We start from the raw sequence: 21,215 nt of genomic DNA on the forward strand, positions 1-21,215 counted from the left end.
TCAGTGGCTGAGCTGCTTGGGGTCCTTGCCGCCGCCCTCGACCTCGCCGTGCTCCTCGTGCTCGTGCTCCTCGACGGGGATGTCGTCGAAGGTCCAGGCCCGGTTGAGACGCGAGCGCAGGTGCCCGAGCGGGCCCTTGGTGTCGGGCGCGGGGATCCCGTTGGCGTCCCGTGCGGGCGCCTCGGGACGGGCGTTCTCCTTGGACAGGATGACCGCCCGCTCCTGCTCGCGCGCCGGCTCGTGCCGCTCGGTGTACTTTCCGTCCGGCGACATCAGGATGATGCCGCTCTCCACGCCGTGCCCGATGACGTTCGCGTCCTTGCGCTGGAGCCCCAGGCAGATCCGCTTGGTGATGATGAACGCCAGGAACGGCCCGATGAAGATCGCGAACCGGAAGAACCATGTCGTGGCGAACAGCGACACATGGAACTTGTCGGCGAGGACGTCGTTGGCGCCGGCGATCCACAGCAGACCGTAGAACGTCACCGCGGCCATGCCCGTCGCGGTGCGGACCGGGGCGTTGCGCGGGCGCGTGTTGACGTGGTGCTGCCGCTTGTCGCCGGTCACCCACGCCTCGATGAACGGCCACGCGGCAGCGCCGCCGAAGATGATGCCGAGCGGGACCAGCGCCGGGATCAGCACGTTGAAGCTGACCGTGTGGCCCCAGGCGGAGACCTCCCAGTTCGGCATGATGCGCAGCGCGCCTTCCAGCACGCCCATGTACCAGTCGGGCTGGGAGCCCGCCGAGATCGCGCCCGGGTCGTACGGGCCGAACAGCCAGATCGGGTTGATCTGGATGAACGCTCCCATCAGCGCGAGCACCCCGAAGGTGAACAGGAAGTAGGCGCCCGTCTTGGCCATGAAGACCGGGTAGAACGGGTAGCCGTACACCTGCTGCTCGGTCTGGTTCTTGACCGGCATCGCGGTGTGCTTCTGATGCCACATGATCATCATGTGCGCGGTGACCAGGCCCAGGATCAGGCCGGGGATCAGCAGGATGTGCAGCATGTACAGCCGGGGCACGATGTCCTGGCCGGGGAACTCCCCGCCGAACAGGAACATGTAGATGTAGGTGCCGACCACCGGGATCGACTCCGCCACACCCTGGGTGATCCGCAGGCCGGTGCCGGACAGCAGGTCATCCGGCAGCGAGTACCCGAACAGGCCCTCCAGCAGGCCGAGCGTGAACATCCCGATGCCGATGAGCCAGTTCAGCTCGCGCGGCTTGCGGTAGGCGCCGGTGAAGAACACCCGCAGCATGTGCGCCAGGATCGACGCCATGAACAAGATCGCGGCCCAGTGGTGGATCTGCCGCATCAGCAGGCCGCCGCGCACGTCGAAGCTGATCTCCAGCGTGGAGGCGTAGGCCTCCGACATCTTCACGCCGTTGAGCTTCGTGTACGAGCCGTTGTACACGACCTCCTGCATGCTGGGCTGGAACCACAGCGTCAGGAAGGTCCCCGTCAGCAGCAGGATGATGAAGGAGTACAGGGCGATCTCGCCCAGCATGAACGACCAGTGGTCCGGAAAGACCTTCTTCATGTTCCGCTTGAAGAAGGTGGTGGATCCGAGACGGTCGTCGAGGAACGTCAGCGGGGCCTCGACCGCCTTCGGAGCTGTCGCCTCGCTCATCCGCGCTCCCAGAAGCTCGGGCCGATCGGCTCGTGGTAGTCGCTCGTCGCGACGAGGTACCCGTCCTCCACCGCCAGCGGAAGCTGGGGCAGCGCACGGGCCGCCGGTCCGAAGATGACCTTCGCCGCGTCCGTGGCGTCGAAGGTGGACTGGTGGCACGGGCACAGGATGTGGTGCGTGGTCTGCTCGTACAGGGCCGCGGGGCAGCCGACGTGCGTGCAGATCTTGGAGTACGCCACGATCCCGTTGACGTGCCAGTTCTCCCGGCCCTTGGCGGGCTTGAACTCGTCCTCGGGGATGTTGATCAGGATGGTGACGGCCTTGGCGGTCTGCGTCAGCACCTGCTCCTCGGGGACGTGCTCCTCGATGCCCTCCGGCAGGACGGTGATCATCGAGCCGGGTGCGGCGAAGTCGCTGACCTTGAGCGGCTTGTTGGTGCCGTCCACGACCAGCCGGACGCCCTTCTTGCCCTGCTTGTGGGCCTCTTCGACGGCCTGGGCCCAGAACGTGCTGCGCAGCCTCTTCTCCGGCAGCGGACCGAGATCGCGCAGGAGCACCAGCGGGGCGAGCCCGAGCGGCGCGGCGGCCAGCAGCAGCGTGCGCCGCAGCAGCGGCCGCTTGGTGATGCCGCTGTCGTCGGCGCCTTCGAGGAAGTCCTTGGTGAAGCCCGCGCGGGTCTCCTCGTCGGCGGCCAGCGAGTGCCGCTCCTGGACGATCGGCTTGCTCGTCATCAGGCGGCGCACCCAGATGGTGACGCCGACGGCGAGTGCCAGGAACGACAGCGCCATCGTGCCGCCGAGCCAGAAGTTGGACTCCCGGGCACGGGTCACGCCGTGCATGCCGCCGTGGCGACCGCTCCAGCCGATGTAGTAGGCGATGAACGCCACGCTGCCGAGGAAGGCGAGCAGGAAGAACGCCGCGACGACGCGCTCGGCGCGCTTGGCCGCCGCCTCGTCCAGCTGTTCCCCCGCGCCTGCCGGCGCCGAGATGTCGCCCTCGGCGAGCAGTGCCTTGTCCCGCGCCGGGGACGGGGTACCGATCACGCGTCCGCGCGCGCTTTCGCTCGGCTCCGGCGAGCCCGCGGTGTCCTTGTTGTCGTCGCTCATGGCTTCTTCAGCTTCTTCGGCTTCTTCGCGGTGATCCACATGGCCGCCAGCACCAGCAGGCCGATTCCGATCAGCCAGCCGGCCAGGCCCTCCGAGACCGGGCCGATGCGGCCGAGACCGTTACCGCCCGGGTTCGGCTCCTCACGCGTCTGGACGAGGTAGGCGATGATCGCCTGCTTGTCCTTGGGCGTCAGGGTGGTGTCGTTGAACACCGGCATGGCCTGCGGGCCGGTCAGCATGGCCTCGTAGATCTGGGTGGGCGTGACGTCGCTGTTGTTCAGCGGCGGGGCGTACTTGCCACCGGTCAGCGCGCCGCCCTGGCCCGTGAAGTTGTGGCACTGGGCGCAGTTGGTACGGAACAGCTTGCCGCCGAGTGCGACGTTCCCGGTCTTCGGGTCGACCGCCGAGGCCGGGGGGACCTCCGGCCCGCCGCCGAGGGAGGCGATGTAGGCGCGCAGGTCGGCCAGGTTCTTCTCCGCCTCGGCCTTCTGCTTCTCGGCCTCCTCCCGCTTCTCCTTCTCCTCGTAGTCGGTCTTGATCGAGGTGTCGAAGGCGGGGATCGGCTCCTTGCGCGGCATCTGTGCGCCAGGGTTCATCGCGGGCATGCGGCCCGTGCTGACCTGGAAGTCGACGGATGCGGCGCCCACGCCGATGAGGCTGGGCGCGATCGGCTTGCCCTTGCCGTCCTTGGTGCCCTCGGCGTTCAGCCCGTGGCAGCTGGCGCAGTTCTTGTTGAACAGCTCCTTGCCGTTCGCCAGGTCCTGCGCGGCATGGGCCGTGCCCTCAGCCTCGGCGCGGCCGGTCTGCGGCGAGAAGCCGGCGTAGATGACGCCGATCGCCGCCAGGGCCGCCAGCACGACGGCGTAGCCCGCCCACGGGCGCCGTCGCCATGCGGTGAACCTTTTCACGGAAATCCCCGTTCGGGTCATGTCGTCTGGTTGGTCGAGCAGGTCACTGGGTCACGTCACAGGTCGAGCAGGTAGATGGTGGCGAACAGCCCGATCCACACAATGTCGACGAAGTGCCAGTAGTAGGACACGACGATCGCGCTCGTCGCCTGCTCGTGCGTCCATCGTTTCGCGGCGTAGGTCCGCCCGAGGACGAACAGGAACGCGATGAGCCCCCCGGTGACGTGCAGGCCGTGGAAACCGGTGGTCAGGTAGAAGACCGAACCGTAGGCCGAGGACGAGAGCGTCAGCCCGTCCTTCGTGACCAGGTTGTAGTACTCGAATGCCTGACCGGCGACGAAGTAGGTACCCATGAGAAGGGACAGCACGTACCACTCGCGCAGCCCCCACCGCCGGAAGTCCAGCAGGCCGCCGTCCCGGCCGACCTTGCCGGCCTCGGCCTTGAACACGCCCATCTGGCAGGTCACGGAGGACAGCACGAGGACGGTCGTGTTGACCGCGGACAACGGCAGGTCAAGCGGTGCGCCCGGCCAGGAGCCGTGCCCGGACTGGCCGATCGTCACAGAGCGGATCGTGAAGAACATCGCGAACAGCGCCGCGAAGAACATCAGCTCGGACGACAGCCAGACGATCGTCCCCACACTGACCAGATTGGGACGGTTCGCCCGTGCGTGAGGTGGTGTCTCTATCGCGGATGCTGTCACGGGCAGCATTATTGCGCCCCTATCCAGTGAGTGACGCATGACCCCCCTTCTTGAGTTCCCCGAGCGTGTCTTCCCAGCCCGTGACCCGGTACCCTTCGGTTCCATGAGCACCGCCCCGGAGAGCCCGATGAAGGTTCTCGTCTACAGCGACGACGCGAACACCCGTGCCCAGATCCGGCTCGCGGTCGGCCGCCGTCCCGCCGCCGACGTCCCGCGGGTCGAGTTCGTCGAGCTCGCGACCCAGCCCGCCGTGGTGGAGCGGCTCGACGAGGGCGGCATCGACGTACTGATCGTGGACGGCGAGGCGCAGCCGGCGGGCGGTCTCGGCGTGTGCCGCCAGGCCAAGGACGAGGTCTACGACTGCCCGCCGGTCCTTGCGATCATCGCCCGCCGCGACGACGGCTGGCTGGCGACCTGGTCGCGGGCCGACGCCGTGGTGAGCCTGCCGCTGGACCCGATGGCCCTGGCCAACGCGCTCGCCGGGCTCATGCGCGGTCGCGCCGAGAACCGCCTTCCGGCCCTGTAAGCCTCTCGCCGAGGGACCGGCCCACCCTCCTCGGGAGAGGAACGAGAACATGGACGCGCGCACGACCTGGCCTGCACTGCTCAACGCCCTGCTGGGCGGCGAGTCGCTGACCAGCGAGGAGACCGCCTGGGCAATGAACCGGATCATGGCCGGTGAGGCCACCGACGTGCAGATCGCGGGCTTTGCGATCGCGATGCGCGCCAAGGGCGAGACGGTCGCCGAGGTCTCCGGCCTCGCCGAGGGCATGATGAACAACGCCACCCCGCTCTCGGTGCCCGACCGCTTCGCCGACCTGGTCGGAACCGGCGGGGACCGCGCCCACACCGTCAACATCTCCACGATGGCCGCGGTCGTCGGCGCCGCGGCGGGGGTCAAGGTCGTCAAGCACGGCAACCGGGCCGCCTCGTCGTCCTGCGGCGCCGCGGACCTCCTGGAGCACCTCGGTGTCGCCATCGACCTGCCGCCGGAGGCGACCGCGCAGGTCGCCGAGGAGACCGGGATCACCTTCTGTTTCGCGCCGCTGTTCCACCCGGCGCTGCGGTACGCGTCCAAGGCGCGCAGCGAGCTGGGCACGCCCACCGTGTTCAACTTCCTCGGCCCCCTGACGAACCCGGCACGCCCCGCCGCGCAGGCGGTGGGGGTGTTCCACCCGCGGATGGCGGGCGTCATCGCGGGCGTGTTCGCCGCTCGGGGCTGCTCGTCGCTGGTGTTCCGCGGTGACGACGGCCTGGACGAGCTGACCACTACCGGCACCTCGACGGTGTGGGTGGTGCGGGACGGGACGGCGGCGGAGACGACGTTCGACCCGTCCGATCTCGGTATCGCGCCGGCCGACCCCGAGGACCTGCGCGGCGCCGACGCCGCGTTCAACGGCCGGGTGGCCCGCGAGGTGTTCGCCGGGCGCCCGGGGCCCGTCCGCGACATGGTGGTGCTGAACGCCGCGGCGCTCATCACCGCCTACGAGGGCGCGCCGCCCGCCGCCGAGCTCACCGCGGCGCTGAGCGCCGCGTACGGGCGCGCGGCGGCCGCCGTGGACTCCGGTGCCGCCGGCGCCCTCCTGGACCGCTGGGTCGAGGTCTCCCAGCGCCTCCGGGGCTGACCGGCCGGTCAGGGCACCGCGCGGGTGCCCGACGAGAGGCGCTGGGCGAGCCAGATCGGGATCACCGACAGCACGATCAGTGCGGCGGCCAGCACGTTCACGACCGGCGCCTGGTTCGGCCTGAACAGGTTGTTGAAGATCCAGATCGGCAGTGTCTCGGTGCCGGGACCGGCCGTGAACGTGGTGACGATGATCTCGTCGAAGGACAGCGCGAACGACAGCAGCCCCCCGGCGAGCATCGCCGAGCGCAGCGCCGGGAGCGTGACGTACCAGAAGGTCTGCAAGCCGTCGGCGCCGAGGTCGGCGGACGCCTCCTCCAGGCTGGTGCCCGTCCGGCGCAGCCGGGCGAGGACGTTGTTGTAGATCGTGACGACGCAGAACGTGGCGTGCCCGACGATGACGGTGAACAGGCCGAGCCCGATGCCGAGCGGCTTCAGCACGACCTGGAACGCGTTGCTCAGCGCGATACCGGTGACGATGCCGGGCAGCGCGATCGGCAGCACCACGACCAGCGAGATGGCCTCCCGTCCGAAGAAGCGGTACCGGGCCACGGCGAAGGCGGCCATCGTGCCGAGGACCAGCGCGGCGGCGGTCGCGCCGAACCCGGCCTTGAGGCTGGTGAGCACGGCCCGGCGGGCTCCGGCGTTGTCCATCGCCTGCGTCCACCAGCGCCCGGTGAGGCCGGCGGGCGGCCAGCCGAACGCCCGGTCGGCGTTGACGGAGTTGATCAGCACGACCAGCAGCGGGACGTAGATCACCGCCAGGCCCAGGATCATCACGGCGCGCAGCGCGATCCGCGCGGCGGGCGAGAGGGTCATCACAGCTCCCTGAGGGCGCCGGTGCGGCGGGCCGCGGCGAGGTAGGCCAGCATCACCACGACCGGGACCGTGGCGAAGGCGGCGGCGAACGGCAGGTTGTTGGCGGCGCCGACGTTGTCGTAGACGACGTTGCCGAGCAGCTGGCTCCGGCCACCGACGATCTTCACGGTGATGTAGTCGCCGAGCGACAGCGAGAACGTGAAGATCGATCCGGCCACCAGCGACGGGAACACCATCGGCAGCACGACGGAGCGGAAGGTGCGCAGCGGACGGGCCCCGAGGTCACCCGAGGCGTCCAGCAGCGAGTCGGGGAGCCGTTCCAGCCCGGCGTAGACGGGAAGGATCATGTACGGCAGCCACAGATAGGACAGGACGAGCACGGTCGCGGTGAGGCCGTAGCCGGGCCCGGAGACACCGAACGGCGTGAGGACCTCGTCGATGAGGCCGCCCTCGGCCAGCATGACCCGCCACGCGTACGCCTTGACGAGGTAGGCCGCCCACAGCGGCGCCAGGACCGCGACCACCAGGTACGGGCGGTGCCCGGGCCGGGCGACCTTGGCCATGAAGAAGGCCATGGGCAGGCCGATCAGCATGTCGATGGCGGTGACGGCCACCGCGACGCCCACGCTGCGCAGCGCGATCGTCCGGTAGACGGGCTCGTCCCACAGGCTCTGGAAGTTGGCCAAGGTGAACTGGTGCAGCACCTCGCCGGTGAAGGTGTCGGTCGTCCAGAACGCGGTCAGGAAGATCGCGGCGAGTGCGCCGAGGTAGCCGGTGACCAGCCAGACGAGCGGCGCCGACAGCAGCAGCGACAAGCGCAGCCATGGCCGGCGGTGCAGCAGCACGGCCGTCCGGCGCCGGAGTCCCGGCGCCGGACGGCCCACCGCGGTCATCCCTTGATCGTCGTCCACGCCTGGGTCCACTTGGAGTAGTCGACGCAGGTGACGTTCTTGCGCCCGTCGAGGCACCGGGCGATCGGCGTCGTCCAGAAGTGCACCTTCGAGAAATAGGTCTCGTCGGTGGCGTGGAAGGTCGCGCAGAACGTCTTGTCCGATGTCAGCCCGCACGCCTTGGCGTTGGCGGGCGCCTCACCGAACCACTCGGCGACCTGCGCGTTCGCCTTTGGCGAGACGATCCAGTCGAGCCACTTGTAGGCGCACGTGGGGTGCTTGGCCTTGGCGGCGACCATCCAGGTGTCCGACCAGCCGGTCGAGCCCTCCTTGGGCAGCGTCACCTTCACCGGCGCCTTCTCCGCCCGGGCGAGGTTGGCGATGACCTGCCAGGTCGTTCCAAGGACCGTGTCGCCGCTCTTGAACGACTGGACCTCCTTGGTGTAGTCCGACCAGTATTCGCCGACGAGGCCGCGCTGGGTCTTCAGCAGCGCGACGGCCGCGTCGAACTGCCCGCGGTCGAGCGCGTACGGGTTCTTGATCCCGAGCTCGGGACGGGCCGACATCAGGTAGAGCGCCGCGTCCGCGATGTAGATCGGCGAATCGTAGGCCGTGATCTTGCCCTTGTACGGCGAGTTCGCGTCGAACACCGCGCCCCAGGAGTCGGGGGCGGGCTTGACGCGGTCGGACCGCCACATCAGCAGGTTGGCGCCACGGCCGTGCGGGATGCCGTAGGAGACGCCGTTCACCGAGTTCCACGGCTTGAGCTTCAGGCCGGGGAACACGTCGGCGTAGTTCGGCACCAGCGCGGTGTTGACCGGGGCGGCGGCGCCGGAGGCGATGAGCCGCAGCGAGGCGTCACCGGACGCGGAGACGGCGTCGTACTCGCCCGTCCTCATCAAGGTCACCATCTCGTCGGACGTCCCAGCGACCTTGGTGTTGACCTTGCACCCGGTGGCCTTCTCGAAGGGGTGGACCCAGTCGACCGTCTTGTCGTTGGAGCCGTCCTCGGCGTACCCGGCCCAGGCGACCAGGTTGACCTGGCCCTCGGGAGCGCCGAGCGACTGCGGGGCCGCGAGCTTCGGGACCGTGAAACCGCCCTGCCCGGCGGCGGTCGCCTTGCCTGCCGAATCGCCGTCGCCGCAGGCGGCGGCCAGTCCGATCGCCAGCGTCGCCGCCAGGGCGAGCGCCATGCGCGTGGACCACATGAAGAACTCCTTATCTCGGGGGGATGGAACGGAGTCGGCGCGGAGCGGATCAGGACGCGTGCGCCTGCCTTTCGCCGGCGTCCGTCACGCGGTACTCGTGCGCCTCGTGCCAGGCGATGCGGACGCGCGCGCCGCGGTGGCGCATCACGTCCATGGAGGAGGTGCTGAGGTTCTGCTGGAGCACCACGACCCGGTCCCCCGACTCCAGGTCGACCACGAACCGGGTCACCGCACCCGCGTAGACAACCTCCGCGACCGTGCCGAACGCGTGCCGGTCCCCCGAGCCCGGCTCACCCGCGGTCGACCCGCCCGGCGCCTCGACATGGATCTTCTCCGGCCGGACGCACACGCCGCCGATGCGGTTGGAGGTGCCGACGAAGCCCGCGACGAACGCCGTGGCCGGGCGCTCGTACACCTGCGCGGGCGTGCCGACCTGCTCGACCCGCCCCCGGTCGAGAACCGCGACCCGGTCGCTGAGCGTCAGCGCCTCCTCCTGGTCGTGGGTGACGAACACGAACGTGATGCCGGCCCGCCGCTGGATGCTCTTCAGCTCGACCTGCATCTCCTCCCGCAGCTTGAGGTCCAGGGCGCCGAGCGGCTCGTCCAGCAGCAGCACTCTCGGCTCGTTGACCAGGGCGCGGGCCAGTGCCACCCGCTGGCGCTGGCCGCCCGAGAGTTCCGCCGGGCGCCGCTCCTCCATGCCGTCGAGCCGGACGCTGCGCAGCGCCTCCAGGGCCCGCTCCCTCCGCCGGGCCCGCGGCACACGCCGCACCTTCAGGCCGTACTCGACGTTGCGGAGCACGTCAAGGTGCGGGAACAGCGCGTAGTCCTGGAAGACGGTGTTGACGTCGCGTTCGAACGGAGGGAGGGCCGTCACGTCCCGCCCGCCGAGCACGACCGTCCCGGCGGTGGGGCGCTCGAACCCGGCGATCAGCCGCAGCACGGTGGTCTTGCCGGAGCCGGACGGGCCGAGCATCGAGAAGAACTCGCCGTCCTCGATGTCGAGGTCGACGCCCGCCACCGCCTCGACAGAGCCGAAGGTCTTGCGTAGATCGCGGATCCGCACCGCTGAAGCCATGGGACTAAAACATATGGATTCATAGGTTTCAGTTCAAGTGAAGATCCTGTATCACTGTGTCAACGCTGGTGAGAGGGGGGCGATGGACAGCGCACGCCTCGTCGTGTTCGCGCCGGTCGACAACACCGCGCGGGTGCACGCGGTGGTCCGTCGCCTCAGCGACGCCATCGCGCTCGGGCTTCTCAACGACGGGGAGCAGCTGCCCAGCGAAACCGACCTCGCGGGACATCTCGGCGTTTCGACGGTCACCCTACGGGAGGCGCTGATGGCCTTGCGTCAGCAGGGCCTCATCGAGACCCGCCGGGGGCGCGGCGGCGGCAGCTTCGTCCGCACCCCGGCCCGGCCGTTCGACCTGGACGGGCGGCTGCGCCCGCTGACCGCCGAGGAACTGCGCGACCTCGGCGACCACTACGCCGCCATCGCCGGCGCCGCGGCACGGTTGGCGGCGCTACGGTCGCTGCCCGGGGACGTGGAGCGGCTCCGGCGCTCGCTGGCGGAGATGTCCGGCCCGGACGGCGGCGCCCGCATGTGCCGGCTGGACGGGCGGCTGCACCTGGAGGTGGCCGCCGCGTCCCAGTCGGTCCGGCTCACCCGCGAGGAGATCCGGCTCCAGGCCGACATCGGGCCGCTGATCTGGTCCGTCCACGACCAGTCCCGGTGGCGCCCGCGGTCCCGCGCCGAGCACGCCGCGATCGTCGATGCCATCGCTCGCGGCGAGGAGGGTCTCGCCCGGGATGTAGCTGAAAGTCACGTCGCGAATGCGGTAGAACATCTGATTGAACGCCGGCTCTCCCTCTGACATCCACCAGAGCATCCGGAGGTGGCCCATGTCCTCCGAGCCCCCCGCCGTCGGCGCGGCCGCCGCCCGCGTCCGCGCCACCCTGGACGACGTCTTCGCCACGGTCGAACGGGTCCGCGACGCCTCCGCCCGTCGCCTGGCGGAGATCCGCGCCACCGGCCGCGAACCGGTCACAGGCGACCTCGCCGCACTGCGCCCGCTGCTGTTCGGGCACCTCGGTGCGCTGGTCTGCGGTCTCGGGTTCATCGCCGCGCCCGGGCTGCTGGCCGACGCGGCGTGGTATCTGGAGTGGTGGCAGACCGGCCCGTCCGGCGGCCCCGCCCAGCTGCTGCCCGACCTGGACCCTGAGAGCAGCGCCCTGTACGACTACACCGACTGGGACTGGTTCACCGGTCCGGCGGGCGGCGCCGAGAAGACCGTGTGCGGCCCGTACGTCGACTACCTCTGCAGCGACGAGTACGTCCTGACGCTGTCGGCACCGGTGCTCGTCGGCGGTGTCTTCGTCGGGGTGGCCGCCGCGGACGTGTTCGCCCGCACCTTCGAGAACGCGATCGTCCCGGTGCTGCGCGAGATCCCCGCCCCTGCGTTCGTCGTCAACGCGCCCGGCCGCGTCATGGCGTCCAACACCGCGTCCTGGACGCCGGGAGCGGCCTACCGCGGCGGCCGGGGCTTCGAGACCCGCCCGTGCGGCGACCTGCCCCTCTCCCTCGTCACCGCCGGTCAGTCGGCGTCGGCGAGACCAAGGGCGAAGGCGACTTCGAGGTCGTGCTGGGAGTAGGTGCGGAAGGCGATGTGCGTCTCGGTGCCGACGATGCCGGGCACCTTGTTGATCCGGCCCGGGATCACGTCGTTCAACTCCTCGTGGCGCCGGACGCGGACCATCGCCACAAGGTCGTGCTCGCCGGTGATGGAGTAGACCTCGCTGACCCCGTCCAGGGCGGCGATCGTCTCGGCCACCTCGTGGATGCGCGCGACATCGGCCTTCACGAACACGATCGCAGTGACCACGTGAGTCCCTCCTCCGATCAGGACACTCAAGACTCTATCGCCCGCCGTAACGCCCGCCGCCAAGGGCACTGCCATGAAGACCCCTTGCGAGGAACGCGAATGCCACTCCGGCGGCGAATCCGTAGATGTGCGCGGTGTAGGCGACGTTGCTCTCGTCGTCGCCGAGCGAGAGCCATTGCAGGACGAACCAGTAGCCGAGGACCACCCATACCGGCAGCCGGACGACGATGATCGGCGGGACGTAGCTGACGATGCGGCCCCGCGGGTTGAGGATCACGTAGGCGCCCATGACCCCGGCGATGGCCCCGGACGCGCCGATCAGCGGGACCGTCGAATCGGCGGAGGTGTAGGCGAACCCGTAGACCGCGACCAGCCCGAAGAACAGGTAGGCGAGCAGGTAGCGCAGCCGCCCGAGTCTGTCTTCCAGGCCCATTCCGACGACGAACAACGCGACCAGATTGCCCAGCAGGTGCAGCGCCCCCGAGTGCAGGAACATCGAGGTGAATGCGGACGTCCAGGGCGCCTTGCCGAAATCCGCCGGACCGCACTCGCGGACGACGTCCGAGGGCAGCGGCTGCTGTTCGCCGGTCGTGAGCTCCTTCGGGACAGCGCCGTACTCGTAGGTGAAGTGCGCCGCCTTGCACTCGCGGACCCTGTGCTGGCCGTACCAGGTGGCGAAGTTGGACATCGGGGTGAGCAGGAACACCACCACGTTGGTCGCCACCAGCAGATACGTCACCCAGGGGACGCGTCTGGCGGGCTGGCTGTCATAGAGAGGCAAGGCCATGCCAGGGTCGTCCTCTCCAGTGCGGGGTTCCCACGTCACCTTAGTGGGCGGGCACGTCCCGGGGAGTCGGGGTCGTGGCTGGCGTACGCGTTGTCAATCCACCGGCGCAGGCTCTCGGCGCCGTGGGCGGGACAGGTCCATTCACCGTCCAGCTCGACGAGGCGGACGCCGGGCAGGTCGAGCCAGCGCAGGACGCACTCCATTTCCTCGGCGGTGGCGCCGGCGGACGGGGCGGCCCCGAGAGCGACGCCTCCCGGGGCACCCCCGGCGGGTGGGAAGACCGTCTCGGCGGTCGCGGTGAGGGCATGCACGTAGGGCCACGGGTCGGCGCGTGGCGGGACCGTTCCGGCCGAGGCGAGCCGCCCGTACCGCACGACCGCCAGCTCCCAGCCGTTGTCGAACGACGGACGGGCCGCGACCAGCTGCGGCAGCCGGGCGAGCGCGCCGAGCCGCTGTCCGCGGGCGGCGGCTCGGACGAACGCGGCGAGGCGGTCGCGCTGGGCGGCGGCCTCCTCGTAGCGCAGTTCGGCGGAGAGCCGGTCGATGCGGACCTGGGCGGCGGCCACCACGGGCCGCACGTCCCCCTCCATGATCGCCCGGGCGGTCACGGCGTGCACGCCGTAGGCGTCCTCGGACTCGCGGCCATCGCACGGCGCCCCGCACCGGCCGATCTCCGCGAGGGCGCAGGCGCGGGCCTGACCGCGCTCGATGAGCCGGAGCGTGAGCCGCTGGGTGCACTGGCGCAGCGGGACGGCCTCGTGCAGCGCGGCGCGCGCCTCCTCGGCCTGCCGGCGCGAGGAGATCGGGCCGAGGTAGCAGGCGCCGTCGTCGCGGCACTCGCGGACGATCGACAGCCGGGGGAACGACTCGGCGGTCAACTTCAGCCAGATGGCCCGCTCGGGGAACTTCGAGCGCCGGTTGTAGCGGGGCTTGTGCTCGGCGATGAGCCGTAGCTCGCGGACCTCGGCCTCCAGCCCGGTGGCGCACACGATCGTCCGGACGCGTTCGGCGAGGCCGACCATCTCCCGGACGCGCCGGCGGGTCTCCGAGCCGGTGAAGTAGCTGCGCACCCGTGAGCGCAGGTCGCCGCTCTTGCCGACGTAGAGCGCCTCCCCGGAGGCGTCCTCGAACAGGTACACGCCGGGCGCGCTCGGCACGTCGTCGGCGAGGTGGCGCTTGCGGCGTTGTTCGGGCGTGGGCGCCTTGGCGAAGCCGCGCATCTCCTCCAGCGACGTCACGCCGAACGAGCCGAGCCGCTCGATCAGCCCGTGCAGGACCTCCACGGTGGCGCGGGCGTCGGCCAGGGCGCGGTGCGTCGGCTCGTTGACGGTGCGGAAGAAGCGCGCGAGGGTGCCGAGCTTGCAGTTGGGTACCTCGTCCTTGGACAGGACGCGGCGGGCGAGGTCGACGGTGTCGACGACGGTGAACCCGGGCCAGGCGTAGCCGTGCGCGCCGCAGGCCGCTTTCAGGAAGCCGATGTCGAACGGCGCGTTGTGCGCGACCAGCACGCAGCCGCGCGCGAACTCCAGGAAGGCGGGCAGCACCGAGTCCATCCGCGGCGCGGCCGTCACCATCGCGGTGGTGATGCCGGTCAGCGCGGTGATGAACGGCGGGACGGGCCCGCCCGGGTCGACCAGCGTGCCGAGTTCGCCGAATTCCACTCCCCCGCGCACCTTCACCGCGCCGATCTCGGTGATGGCCGAGTCGGCCGCCGAACCGCCCGTCGTCTCCAGGTCGACCACCACGAAGGTGACCTCGGACAGGGGTGTGCCGAGGTCGTCCAGGGTGCCCTGGACGTGCGCAGCAGTCATGCCCCGGGACCGTAGAGGACGCCACCGACAGAAGTCCGGGCCGCTAGGGTTGGGGGTGCGCCGGCACGTCCCGCCGGGTGGGGGGCCACCGGGGGGCGGCCCGGAGGCACGGCGGGCCCGGCCGATCTTCGACCCCGAGTCGGGCCGTTCTGTGTTCCCGCTGGTTAGGGCGCGTGTCGCACGGGAAGACACAGCCCACCGGCGGCACAGCCCGGAAGGAGCGGGAACATCGAAAGCCCCGAAGCGACGTGTGGCGGCTCCGAGCGGCTGGTCGGGCCCCTGCCCGAGGCCGTCCGGCAGAGCGTGGTGGAGGCCGCCGCCGAGCTGATCGGCGCGCTGCCGGCGGACGAGGTGCCCATGCCGCTGCGCCGGTTCGCGCGGTTCGAGCGCCGCAAGCGCGCCAAGCTCGCCGGCCCGCCCATCGCCGCGCTGCTGGAGAAGGACGCGGATTTCCGGCAGCGGGTGGCCCAGCCACTTCGGGAGGCGCAGCCGGAGCTGGCGGAGGCGGTCGAGGGCGGCCGCGTGCCGCCCGCCGCGGACCCGGTCCGGGTCGCGGTACTGGCCTACCTGTTGCGTCCCGACGGGTGGACCAGCCTGGTCGAGGCGGCGCGTGCGGAGCTGGAGCGCTCCGCCTCGGCGTCGGAGGAGGAGGCGGCCGAGCGCCGGGTCGCCGCTCTGAAGGAGGAGCTGGCCGCCGCGCGGACGGCGCGCGCCGGCGAGTTCGACAAGCTGCGCGCCGACCTGCGCGAGGCGAAGGCCGAGGTGGCCGAGCTGCGCCGCAAACTGCACGACGCGCGGACGCGGGCCCGCGCCGCCCAGGAGCACGCCGAGGCGGTCGCCGCCGAGACCGGGCGCGAGCTGGCCGCCGCGCGGGAGTCGACCGCGGCCGCCGACAAGGAGCTGCGCAAGCTGCGCGCCCGCGCCGCCCAGGCCGAGGCCGCGGCGGAGGCCGCCAAACGGGCCGCGCGCGAGGGCCGCAACGTCGACGACGTCCGGCTGCGGATGCTGCTCGACACGCTGGTGGACGCGGCGCAGGGCGTCCGCCGGGAGCTGGCGCTGCCATCGACGATCGGACGCCCCGCCGACGCCGTCGGCGCGCTGGAGCCGGACCGGCTCGCGCACCGGGCGCTGCCGGGGCGGGCCCTTTCCGACAGCGACCCGCAGCTTCTCGACCGGCTGTTGAGCCTGCCGCAGGTCCACCTCGTCGTGGACGGCTACAACGTCACCAAGACCGGGTACGGGGAGCTGCCGCTGTCCGACCAGCGCAACCGGCTCGTGTCGGGCCTCGGGGGGCTCGCCGCGCAGACCCGCGCCGAGGTGACGTGCGTGTTCGACGGCGCCGAGCTGGACGCGCCCGTGGCGATCGGGGCGCCGCGGGGCGTCCGGGTGCTGTTCAGCCGACCCGGGCAGACCGCCGACGAGCTGATCGGTGACCTGGTGCGGGCCGAGCCGCCCGGCCGCGCCGTCGTGGTGGTCTCCGCCGACCGGGAGGTGGCGGACGCGGCGCGGCGTGCGGGCGCGCGGCCCGCACCGTCCACGCTCCTGCTGCGCCGGCTGGGCAGGTCCTGACGTGCGGGAAGGCACTTCGACGCAACGTGATCTTGAAATCACGGAAAGTAGGCGTTCAATGGAGAAGTCAATCAAGATGTGACGTTTCGGTTGTGACGGGTGTTGCCCCTCGCTAGTGTCGTCCGCTGATGTCGTGGACGAGAGGGGCGAATTCGACCGTGGCCAGTGAACTCATCGGGGGCACAGCGCAATCGCGCGATCGGCGAGGTGTCCTCGCAGGTCGGAGCGCGACCCGCCGCATGGTGGCCGTCGCCTGCCTCGCGGCGACGACCTCCTTCGCGTTCCCCCCGGTGGTGGCGCACGCGGCGGCGCCCAAGCCCAGCGCGGGCGAGGTGCGCAAGACGCTCACCAAGCTCAACGAGCAGGTCGACCAGAACGTCGAGAAGTTCAACAAGGTCAACGAGCAGCTCAAGATCGCCAAGAAGAAGCTCGACGCCGCCAAGCGGTCGAGCAAGGGCGAGGAGGCGGCCTTCGAGGAGCAGCGCTCCAAGATCGCGCAGATGGCCGCGTCCGCCTACAAGAACGGCGACTCCACCGACGTGACCGGCTTCGTCGGCAGCAACGACCCGCAGTCGATCCTGGACCAGGCGGCGGTCTTCACGCACCTGTCACAGGAGCGCGGCTCCCAGCTCACCCAGTTCCTCGCCACCGCCCAGCGGCTGCGGCGCGAGCAGGCGCAGGCCCAGAACGCCTACAACGACGTGGCGGCCAAGGCCAAGGAGCTGAAGGACAAGAAGAAGGAGCTCGACAAGCAGGTCGAGCTGCAGAAGAAGATGCTGCGCAAGCTCGGCGTGAGCACGCCGAGCGGAGGCAGTGGCGGCGGCGGCACCGGCGGCTCCTACAACGGCCCCGCCAGCGGCTCCGCCCGCAAGGCGCTCAACTTCGCCTACGCGCAGCTCGGCAAGGCGTACTCCTACGGGGCGGCGGGGCCCAACACCTTCGACTGCTCCGGCCTGACGATGACCGCCTGGGGCGCCGCGGGCGTCAGCATCACCCGCACCACCAACTCGCAGTACGCAGCCACCAAGCGCGTGGACAGGAGCAACCTCCAGCCCGGCGACCTGGTGTTCTTCAGCAGCCTCGGGCACGTCGGCATGTACGTCGGCGGCGGCAAGATGATCCACGCCCCGCACACCGGCGACGTCGTCAAGATCAGCGATATCTCCTCGGGCTACTACCTGTCGAACTACTACGGCGCTGGACGCCCCTGAGTACCTCCCCGGGGCGCCTTACGAGGACCTCACCAACAACGGACCAGGCTTTGACCTGGTCCGTTGTTAATTTTGTAGGGGTTTGCCTTCTGATGGTGCTTTGGTACCTTGTCAGCACTCAAGGCGCTTTCCAGGCGCCCGAGCCCCGCGGTGCCCACCAGGCACCACGGCCCCGCGCGGCGCATCCAGTCGCCGCGCTCCGGCGGCGCGATCCACGTGCCGCCTCCCCCTGGCCGGCCCGGCCGATCGTGCGCACGCCGAAGCGTGCATGGCGCTGAGAGTGCGCCACGGCGGTCCTGAAGGGTTCCGGCAACCGGCGGCCCCCGACGCGGGGTCTCCGCCCTCACAACATCAACGCCGCTCTTTCGCACGCGGGACACAGGGTCCCGCGCCGGGCCTCATCGCGCCCTCAGGATCGCAGCGGCAACGCCGAGTCCGCCTCGCGCGGAACCGGGGACCCACATTCGCCGGAGTCCGGGAGCCTTCCCGGACGGGCAATCCGGCCCCGGGGTGAATCGGCGCCTCTCTCCGTCCGGAGAGAGTCCGCCGTAGGGCCACTTCCACGCCCGAACCCGTCAGCTAACCCGGTAGGCGTTTGGAAGAAGGAGTGATTCTGTCCAGTAACCCTCAGCAACACGCTCCGCCGTGCCTGGACGCCGGGCGGCCAGTCCGCCGCCGCGTCCCGCACCCGGGCGTTCCACGACAGATCCAGCGGATCGCTAGGACCGACCCAGGCCGGGCGGCACCGCCCACCGGCGCCGCGCGGCACGTGTAGCCGCCGGATTTCCGGGCGTGGCCGCTCGATGAACGTGCGGCCACGCCCGTCCGCTCCGCCGCCTTCGAGCCTGGAGCTGGACATCCCCTGACCAACCCCCAGCGGGCGCCCGTCCCCGGGCGCCCCACCCGCCGAGTCCGCACCGCGCCGCACCATGCCCCTCGTGCCGGCGGCGCGCCCGCGGAGCCGGGGACCCACACGTCCCATCGGGGTGAATCGGCCTGCCCGCAGGCCGTAGGGCGGCTTCCACGCCCGAACCCGTCAGCTAACCCGGTAGGCGGCATGGAAGCCAAGGAGACACCGCCGTGGCAGGCAAGCACCGCAAGCCCCCATCCCCCGCGCTCACCTGGCGCACGACCAGCGGCGTGATCGTCGGCGCCGCCAATAGCGATGATGGAACGATCCAAACAGTCGAGGGCAACACCGGGAACGCGGTCAAGGTCAAGACACGCGACACGGACAAGGTCGTCGGCTACGGATACCCCGCGTACGCGTCATGACGGCCCCTCTCCCCCGACGCGCTGAATAGGATCGCGCGCATGGAGGACGGTGCCGGCCAGGTGGAACGCGACGCTCTGGAGAGCGTTGCCGAGGGGGGCGCCCTCTCCCGCCGCAGGCTTCTCGGCCTCGGCGCAGGAGGCGCCGCCCTCCTGGCCGCCGGGACCGCGGGCTTCGTGCGGGCGCGCTCGTCCGGCTCCCAAGGCCCCTCGACCGGGGCGACCAGAGCAGCCGGGGCGTACCATCCGGAGCTGGCCGGCACCATCCTCGCCAACCGCGCCCGTGCGGTCGCCGAGGGTGACCGCACGGCGTTCCTGGCCACCATCGGCTCCGCGCCCCCCGCCTTTCAGGACGCGCAGTCCCGCGTCTACGACAACCTCCGCAAGCTCCCCCTGGACGGCTGGCGCGAACGCCTCGTCCGCACGCAGCTCACCGACGACGAGACGGGCGTCACCGTCGTCCGCGTGGAGGTGCGTTACAAGCTGCGGGGCTTCGACCGCGCCGAGGTCGCCCGCACCCGCTACCTGGCGCTGGGGCCCCGCTCCGGCCGCTGGGTGATCGTCGGGGACGGCTCGTCGCACGGGCTCGACGACGACGCCGACATCTGGGACGGCGGGGCCCTCACCGTCGCCCGCGGGCGGACGGTCCTCGTCATCGGGGACGCCGCCGGGCTCGACGGCATCGCCGGACGGCTGGACGCCGCGGTGCCCGTCGTCACCGGCGTCCTCGGCAGGAGCTGGGCGCAGCGGGCCGTCGCCCTCGTCCCCACCGGCCCGCGACTCGCCACCGCCCTCGCCGGCCAGGGACCGGACCTCGGCGAGGTCGCGGCGCTCGCCACCGTCGCCCCGTCCGCCGGCGGCGGCCACGGCGAGGACCGCATCATCGTCTCCCCCGCGACCTTCGGCCGGCTCAACGCCCTCGGCCGGGACGTCGTGCTCACCCACGAGCTCACCCACGTCGCCACCGGCGGGGCCCGCGACCGCACCACCCCGCTGTGGCTGATCGAGGGCTTCGCGGACTACGTCGGCTACTCCCGGGCGAAGGTCGGCGTCCGCTCGGCCGCCCGCGAACTGGCCCGCGAGATGGCCGCCGGGCGCGCGCCGGCCGCGCTGCCGGACGCGGACGCGTTCGCCGGCACCTCGCCGCGGCTCTCGCGGGCCTACCAGGAGTCCTGGCTCGCCTGCCGGATGGTCGCCGGCCGGTACGGTGAGGCGACGCTGGTGCGGCTGTACCGGACCGCGGGGCGCGTCCCGGAGGCGACCGCGCTGCGGGACGTGCTGGGACTCACCCGGGACCGCTTCACCGCCCAGTGGCGCGACTACCTGAAGAAGGAGCTCCATTGAGCCGACGCCCCCGGATCGCGGCCGCGGTCGCCGCCACCGTGCTGTTCGCCGCCGTCGGCGCCCTGCTGGTGCTCACCACTCCCTGGAACCCACTGCCCGGTGACGTGCCGGGCGGCCCTGTGAAGGCCGACCCGGGGCTGGACTTCTCCCCCGCCGAGATCGCCCGTTCCCGGGCGTTCGACTCGGCCGTCAACCCGCCCGCCTACGCCGGCCTCCTCACCGGGCTGGTACTGATCCTCGTCCTCGGCTTCACGCCGCTCGGGTCACGCTTCATCGGCTGGACGACGGCGAGGGTCCGCCGGTGGCCGCTGCGGGTGACCGTCGCCGCCGTCGCGCTGACCACGCTGCTGCGGCTGGCCGGACTCCCCTTCGACATCTGGAGCGAGTCCGTCCTGCGCCGCTACGGGCTTTCCACCCAGGAATGGCCGGAATGGTTCCTCGACCACCTCAAATCCCTCGCCGTCACCTGGGTCATCTACACGATCGCGCTGCTGCTGCTCTACGCGCTGATGCGCCGCTTCCCTCGCTACTGGTGGGCCGGGGCCGCCGCGGGCGGGTTCGCGCTCGTCGTCGCCGTCTCGTTCCTCTACCCCATCGCGGTCGAGCCGGTGTTCAACAAGTTCCACAAGCTGCCGCAGGGACAGCTGCGCACCGACCTGCTCGCCATGGCTGACCGGGACCAGGTGCCCGTGAAAGACGTGCTGGTCGCCGACGCCTCCCGCCGGACCACCTCGCTGAACGCCTACGTGTCCGGGTTCGGGTCCACGCGGCGGATCGTCCTGTACGACACGCTGCTGAAATCACCGCCCGCGCGGATCGAATCGATCGTCGGGCACGAACTCGGCCACGCCAAGCGCAACGACGTCCTGTGGGGCACGCTCGTGGGCGCCCTGGGCGTCGCCGGAGCCATCTGCCTCCTGCACCTGCTGCTGACCTCTCCGCGGCTCCTGCGGCGGGCCGGGGTCCCCCAGGAGGCACCGGACGGCGCACCGGACGGCTCGAACGCCGCCGGGAACTCGAACGCCGCCGGGAACTCGAAGGGAGCCGGGGCCGCGAACCCGCGGTCCCTGGCACTCCTCCTGGCCCTGGTGGCCGCCGGGACGCAGATCGGCACACCCGTCCAGAACCTCGTCAGCCGGCGCATCGAGGCCCGCGCGGACGCGCACGCCCTCGACCTCACCCGCGACCCGTCGACGTTCGTGTCGATGCAGCACGAGCTGTCCGTACGCAACATCTCCGACCTGAACCCCGACGCCCTCGAATACCTGCTGTGGCTGACCCACCCCGCCGCCCCCGACCGCATCGCCATGGCGAGGAACTGGGCTCGTATTCATGGCGTTGCCCTCGGCGTCGGGCGCTGAACGCCCTCCTTCAACGGGCACCGCGGCGATCGCTGCATCGCTTTCGACTCGCCCTGGAGGGCTCGCTGCGCGATCAGTTCCTCG

At 71.1% G+C, this 21,215-nt stretch carries 20 protein-coding genes and 2 riboswitches; of the genes, 9 read left to right on the top strand and 11 right to left on the bottom strand.

What is annotated here, in order from left to right; genetic code table 11:
- From qcrB to ctaE, 4 genes are read right to left on the bottom strand one after another with little or no spacing between them, the layout of a single operon-like run.
- Complete coding sequence (qcrB, locus tag AMA02S_RS27520) at nucleotides 1-1,632, bottom strand: cytochrome bc1 complex cytochrome b subunit (RefSeq protein ID WP_067463198.1); 1,632 nt, start codon at nucleotides 1,630-1,632, stop codon at nucleotides 1-3.
- Nucleotides 1,629-2,738, bottom strand: coding sequence for a cytochrome bc1 complex Rieske iron-sulfur subunit (gene qcrA / locus AMA02S_RS27525; protein WP_067463199.1), 1,110 nt, complete (start codon nucleotides 2,736-2,738; stop codon nucleotides 1,629-1,631). Before qcrA ends, qcrB begins: the two co-directional genes overlap by 4 nt.
- On the bottom strand, nucleotides 2,735-3,646 hold the full coding sequence (gene qcrC, locus AMA02S_RS27530) for a cytochrome bc1 complex diheme cytochrome c subunit (RefSeq protein ID WP_067463202.1): 912 nt from the start codon (nucleotides 3,644-3,646) through the stop codon (nucleotides 2,735-2,737). The genes qcrA and qcrC overlap by 4 nt, the downstream gene beginning before the upstream one ends.
- A gap of 56 nt (nucleotides 3,647-3,702) precedes the next feature.
- Nucleotides 3,703-4,389, bottom strand: a complete 687-nt coding sequence (ctaE, locus tag AMA02S_RS27535; RefSeq protein ID WP_439951612.1) for an aa3-type cytochrome oxidase subunit III — start codon at nucleotides 4,387-4,389, stop codon at nucleotides 3,703-3,705.
- Between the two features lie 64 nt (nucleotides 4,390-4,453).
- Between ctaE and AMA02S_RS27540 the strand changes: the two genes are divergently transcribed.
- Together AMA02S_RS27540 and trpD are read left to right on the top strand one after the other, a co-directional pair.
- Nucleotides 4,454-4,876 (top strand): response regulator transcription factor, encoded by a 423-nt coding sequence (locus tag AMA02S_RS27540; protein ID WP_067463588.1) that lies wholly within the window; start codon nucleotides 4,454-4,456, stop codon nucleotides 4,874-4,876.
- Between the two features lie 49 nt (nucleotides 4,877-4,925).
- On the top strand, nucleotides 4,926-5,975 hold the full coding sequence (trpD, locus tag AMA02S_RS27545) for an anthranilate phosphoribosyltransferase (protein WP_067463205.1): 1,050 nt from the start codon (nucleotides 4,926-4,928) through the stop codon (nucleotides 5,973-5,975).
- 8 nt (nucleotides 5,976-5,983) lie between these two features.
- On the opposite strand, the gene AMA02S_RS27550 is transcribed toward trpD, so the two are convergent.
- The 4 genes from AMA02S_RS27550 to AMA02S_RS27565 are packed head-to-tail and all read right to left on the bottom strand — an operon-like array spanning nucleotide 5,984 to nucleotide 9,969.
- A complete protein-coding gene (locus AMA02S_RS27550) occupies nucleotides 5,984-6,793 on the bottom strand; it encodes an ABC transporter permease (protein WP_067463208.1) in 810 nt (269 codons plus the stop codon).
- Nucleotides 6,793-7,704, bottom strand: a complete 912-nt coding sequence (locus AMA02S_RS27555) for an ABC transporter permease (RefSeq protein ID WP_218005134.1) — start codon at nucleotides 7,702-7,704, stop codon at nucleotides 6,793-6,795. The genes AMA02S_RS27550 and AMA02S_RS27555 overlap by 1 nt, the downstream gene beginning before the upstream one ends.
- Nucleotides 7,683-8,891, bottom strand: a complete 1,209-nt coding sequence (locus tag AMA02S_RS27560; RefSeq protein WP_067463220.1) for an ABC transporter substrate-binding protein — start codon at nucleotides 8,889-8,891, stop codon at nucleotides 7,683-7,685. The genes AMA02S_RS27555 and AMA02S_RS27560 overlap by 22 nt, the downstream gene beginning before the upstream one ends.
- Before the next feature lie 49 nt (nucleotides 8,892-8,940).
- Nucleotides 8,941-9,969, bottom strand: coding sequence for an ABC transporter ATP-binding protein (locus tag AMA02S_RS27565; protein WP_067463226.1), 1,029 nt, complete (start codon nucleotides 9,967-9,969; stop codon nucleotides 8,941-8,943).
- An 82-nt stretch (nucleotides 9,970-10,051) separates the two neighbouring features.
- Between AMA02S_RS27565 and AMA02S_RS27570 the strand changes: the two genes are divergently transcribed.
- Nucleotides 10,052-10,768: a FadR/GntR family transcriptional regulator gene (locus AMA02S_RS27570; protein ID WP_067463227.1), complete on the top strand. Its 717-nt coding sequence runs from the start codon at nucleotides 10,052-10,054 to the stop codon at nucleotides 10,766-10,768.
- A gap of 28 nt (nucleotides 10,769-10,796) precedes the next feature.
- Entirely contained in the window at nucleotides 10,797-11,546 is a 750-nt protein-coding gene (locus tag AMA02S_RS27575) for a PDC sensor domain-containing protein (RefSeq protein WP_067463238.1), read from the top strand.
- Here the strand turns inward: AMA02S_RS27575 and AMA02S_RS27580 are convergent.
- Genes AMA02S_RS27580 through AMA02S_RS27590 form a run of 3 tightly spaced genes read right to left on the bottom strand, consistent with a single transcriptional unit; the run spans nucleotide 11,489 to nucleotide 14,374 of the window.
- Nucleotides 11,489-11,776 (bottom strand): Lrp/AsnC family transcriptional regulator, encoded by a 288-nt coding sequence (locus tag AMA02S_RS27580; RefSeq protein WP_067463239.1) that lies wholly within the window; start codon nucleotides 11,774-11,776, stop codon nucleotides 11,489-11,491. The two genes, AMA02S_RS27575 and AMA02S_RS27580, sit on opposite strands and share 58 nt — an antisense overlap.
- A 34-nt stretch (nucleotides 11,777-11,810) precedes the next feature.
- Nucleotides 11,811-12,563: a rhomboid family intramembrane serine protease gene (locus AMA02S_RS27585; RefSeq protein WP_067463240.1), complete on the bottom strand. Its 753-nt coding sequence runs from the start codon at nucleotides 12,561-12,563 to the stop codon at nucleotides 11,811-11,813.
- A gap of 35 nt (nucleotides 12,564-12,598) precedes the next feature.
- Nucleotides 12,599-14,374: a DEDD exonuclease domain-containing protein gene (locus tag AMA02S_RS27590; RefSeq protein ID WP_067463243.1), complete on the bottom strand. Its 1,776-nt coding sequence runs from the start codon at nucleotides 14,372-14,374 to the stop codon at nucleotides 12,599-12,601.
- A gap of 303 nt (nucleotides 14,375-14,677) precedes the next feature.
- Between AMA02S_RS27590 and AMA02S_RS27595 the strand changes: the two genes are divergently transcribed.
- From AMA02S_RS27595 to AMA02S_RS27615, 5 genes are all read left to right on the top strand, one after another.
- Nucleotides 14,678-15,943, top strand: a complete 1,266-nt coding sequence (locus tag AMA02S_RS27595; RefSeq protein ID WP_245667862.1) for an NYN domain-containing protein — start codon at nucleotides 14,678-14,680, stop codon at nucleotides 15,941-15,943.
- Between the two features lie 239 nt (nucleotides 15,944-16,182).
- Complete coding sequence (locus AMA02S_RS27600) at nucleotides 16,183-17,154, top strand: C40 family peptidase (protein ID WP_067463248.1); 972 nt, start codon at nucleotides 16,183-16,185, stop codon at nucleotides 17,152-17,154.
- Between the two features lie 417 nt (nucleotides 17,155-17,571).
- Nucleotides 17,572-17,763, top strand: a riboswitch (cyclic di-AMP (ydaO/yuaA leader).
- A 320-nt stretch (nucleotides 17,764-18,083) separates the two neighbouring features.
- Nucleotides 18,084-18,224: riboswitch (cyclic di-AMP (ydaO/yuaA leader) on the top strand.
- Between the two features lie 10 nt (nucleotides 18,225-18,234).
- Entirely contained in the window at nucleotides 18,235-18,429 is a 195-nt protein-coding gene (locus AMA02S_RS43285) for a hypothetical protein (RefSeq protein ID WP_067463249.1), read from the top strand.
- Between the two features lie 39 nt (nucleotides 18,430-18,468).
- A complete protein-coding gene (locus tag AMA02S_RS42195) occupies nucleotides 18,469-19,770 on the top strand; it encodes a hypothetical protein (RefSeq protein ID WP_067463250.1) in 1,302 nt (433 codons plus the stop codon).
- The gene (locus tag AMA02S_RS27615; protein WP_067463253.1) at nucleotides 19,767-21,131 is read left to right on the top strand and encodes a M48 family metallopeptidase; all 1,365 of its coding nucleotides are present in this window, start codon (nucleotides 19,767-19,769) and stop codon (nucleotides 21,129-21,131) included. The genes AMA02S_RS42195 and AMA02S_RS27615 overlap by 4 nt, the downstream gene beginning before the upstream one ends.
- The last annotated feature ends 84 nt before the right edge of the window (nucleotides 21,132-21,215 follow it).

It is taken from the genome of Actinomadura macra NBRC 14102, from assembly GCF_001552215.1.
GTDB lineage: Bacteria > Actinomycetota > Actinomycetes > Streptosporangiales > Streptosporangiaceae > Spirillospora > Spirillospora macra.

Excerpts from the sequence above, each read along its gene's own strand:
- qcrB (WP_067463198.1), bottom strand. The coding sequence starts at position 1,632 with ATGAGCGAGGCGACAGCTCCGAAGGCGGTCGAGGCCCCGCTGACGTTC.
- qcrA (WP_067463199.1), bottom strand. The coding sequence starts at position 2,738 with ATGAGCGACGACAACAAGGACACCGCGGGCTCGCCGGAGCCGAGCGAA.
- ctaE (WP_439951612.1), bottom strand. The coding sequence starts at position 4,389 with ATGCGTCACTCACTGGATAGGGGCGCAATAATGCTGCCCGTGACAGCA.
- AMA02S_RS27540 (WP_067463588.1), top strand. The coding sequence starts at position 4,454 with ATGAGCACCGCCCCGGAGAGCCCGATGAAGGTTCTCGTCTACAGCGAC.
- trpD (WP_067463205.1), top strand. The coding sequence starts at position 4,926 with ATGGACGCGCGCACGACCTGGCCTGCACTGCTCAACGCCCTGCTGGGC.
- AMA02S_RS27550 (WP_067463208.1), bottom strand. The coding sequence starts at position 6,793 with ATGACCCTCTCGCCCGCCGCGCGGATCGCGCTGCGCGCCGTGATGATC.
- AMA02S_RS27560 (WP_067463220.1), bottom strand. The coding sequence starts at position 8,891 with ATGTGGTCCACGCGCATGGCGCTCGCCCTGGCGGCGACGCTGGCGATC.
- AMA02S_RS27565 (WP_067463226.1), bottom strand. The coding sequence starts at position 9,969 with ATGGCTTCAGCGGTGCGGATCCGCGATCTACGCAAGACCTTCGGCTCT.
- AMA02S_RS27570 (WP_067463227.1), top strand. The coding sequence starts at position 10,052 with ATGGACAGCGCACGCCTCGTCGTGTTCGCGCCGGTCGACAACACCGCG.
- AMA02S_RS27575 (WP_067463238.1), top strand. The coding sequence starts at position 10,797 with ATGTCCTCCGAGCCCCCCGCCGTCGGCGCGGCCGCCGCCCGCGTCCGC.
- AMA02S_RS27585 (WP_067463240.1), bottom strand. The coding sequence starts at position 12,563 with ATGGCCTTGCCTCTCTATGACAGCCAGCCCGCCAGACGCGTCCCCTGG.
- AMA02S_RS27590 (WP_067463243.1), bottom strand. The coding sequence starts at position 14,374 with ATGACTGCTGCGCACGTCCAGGGCACCCTGGACGACCTCGGCACACCC.
- AMA02S_RS27600 (WP_067463248.1), top strand. The coding sequence starts at position 16,183 with ATGGTGGCCGTCGCCTGCCTCGCGGCGACGACCTCCTTCGCGTTCCCC.
- AMA02S_RS42195 (WP_067463250.1), top strand. The coding sequence starts at position 18,469 with ATGGAGGACGGTGCCGGCCAGGTGGAACGCGACGCTCTGGAGAGCGTT.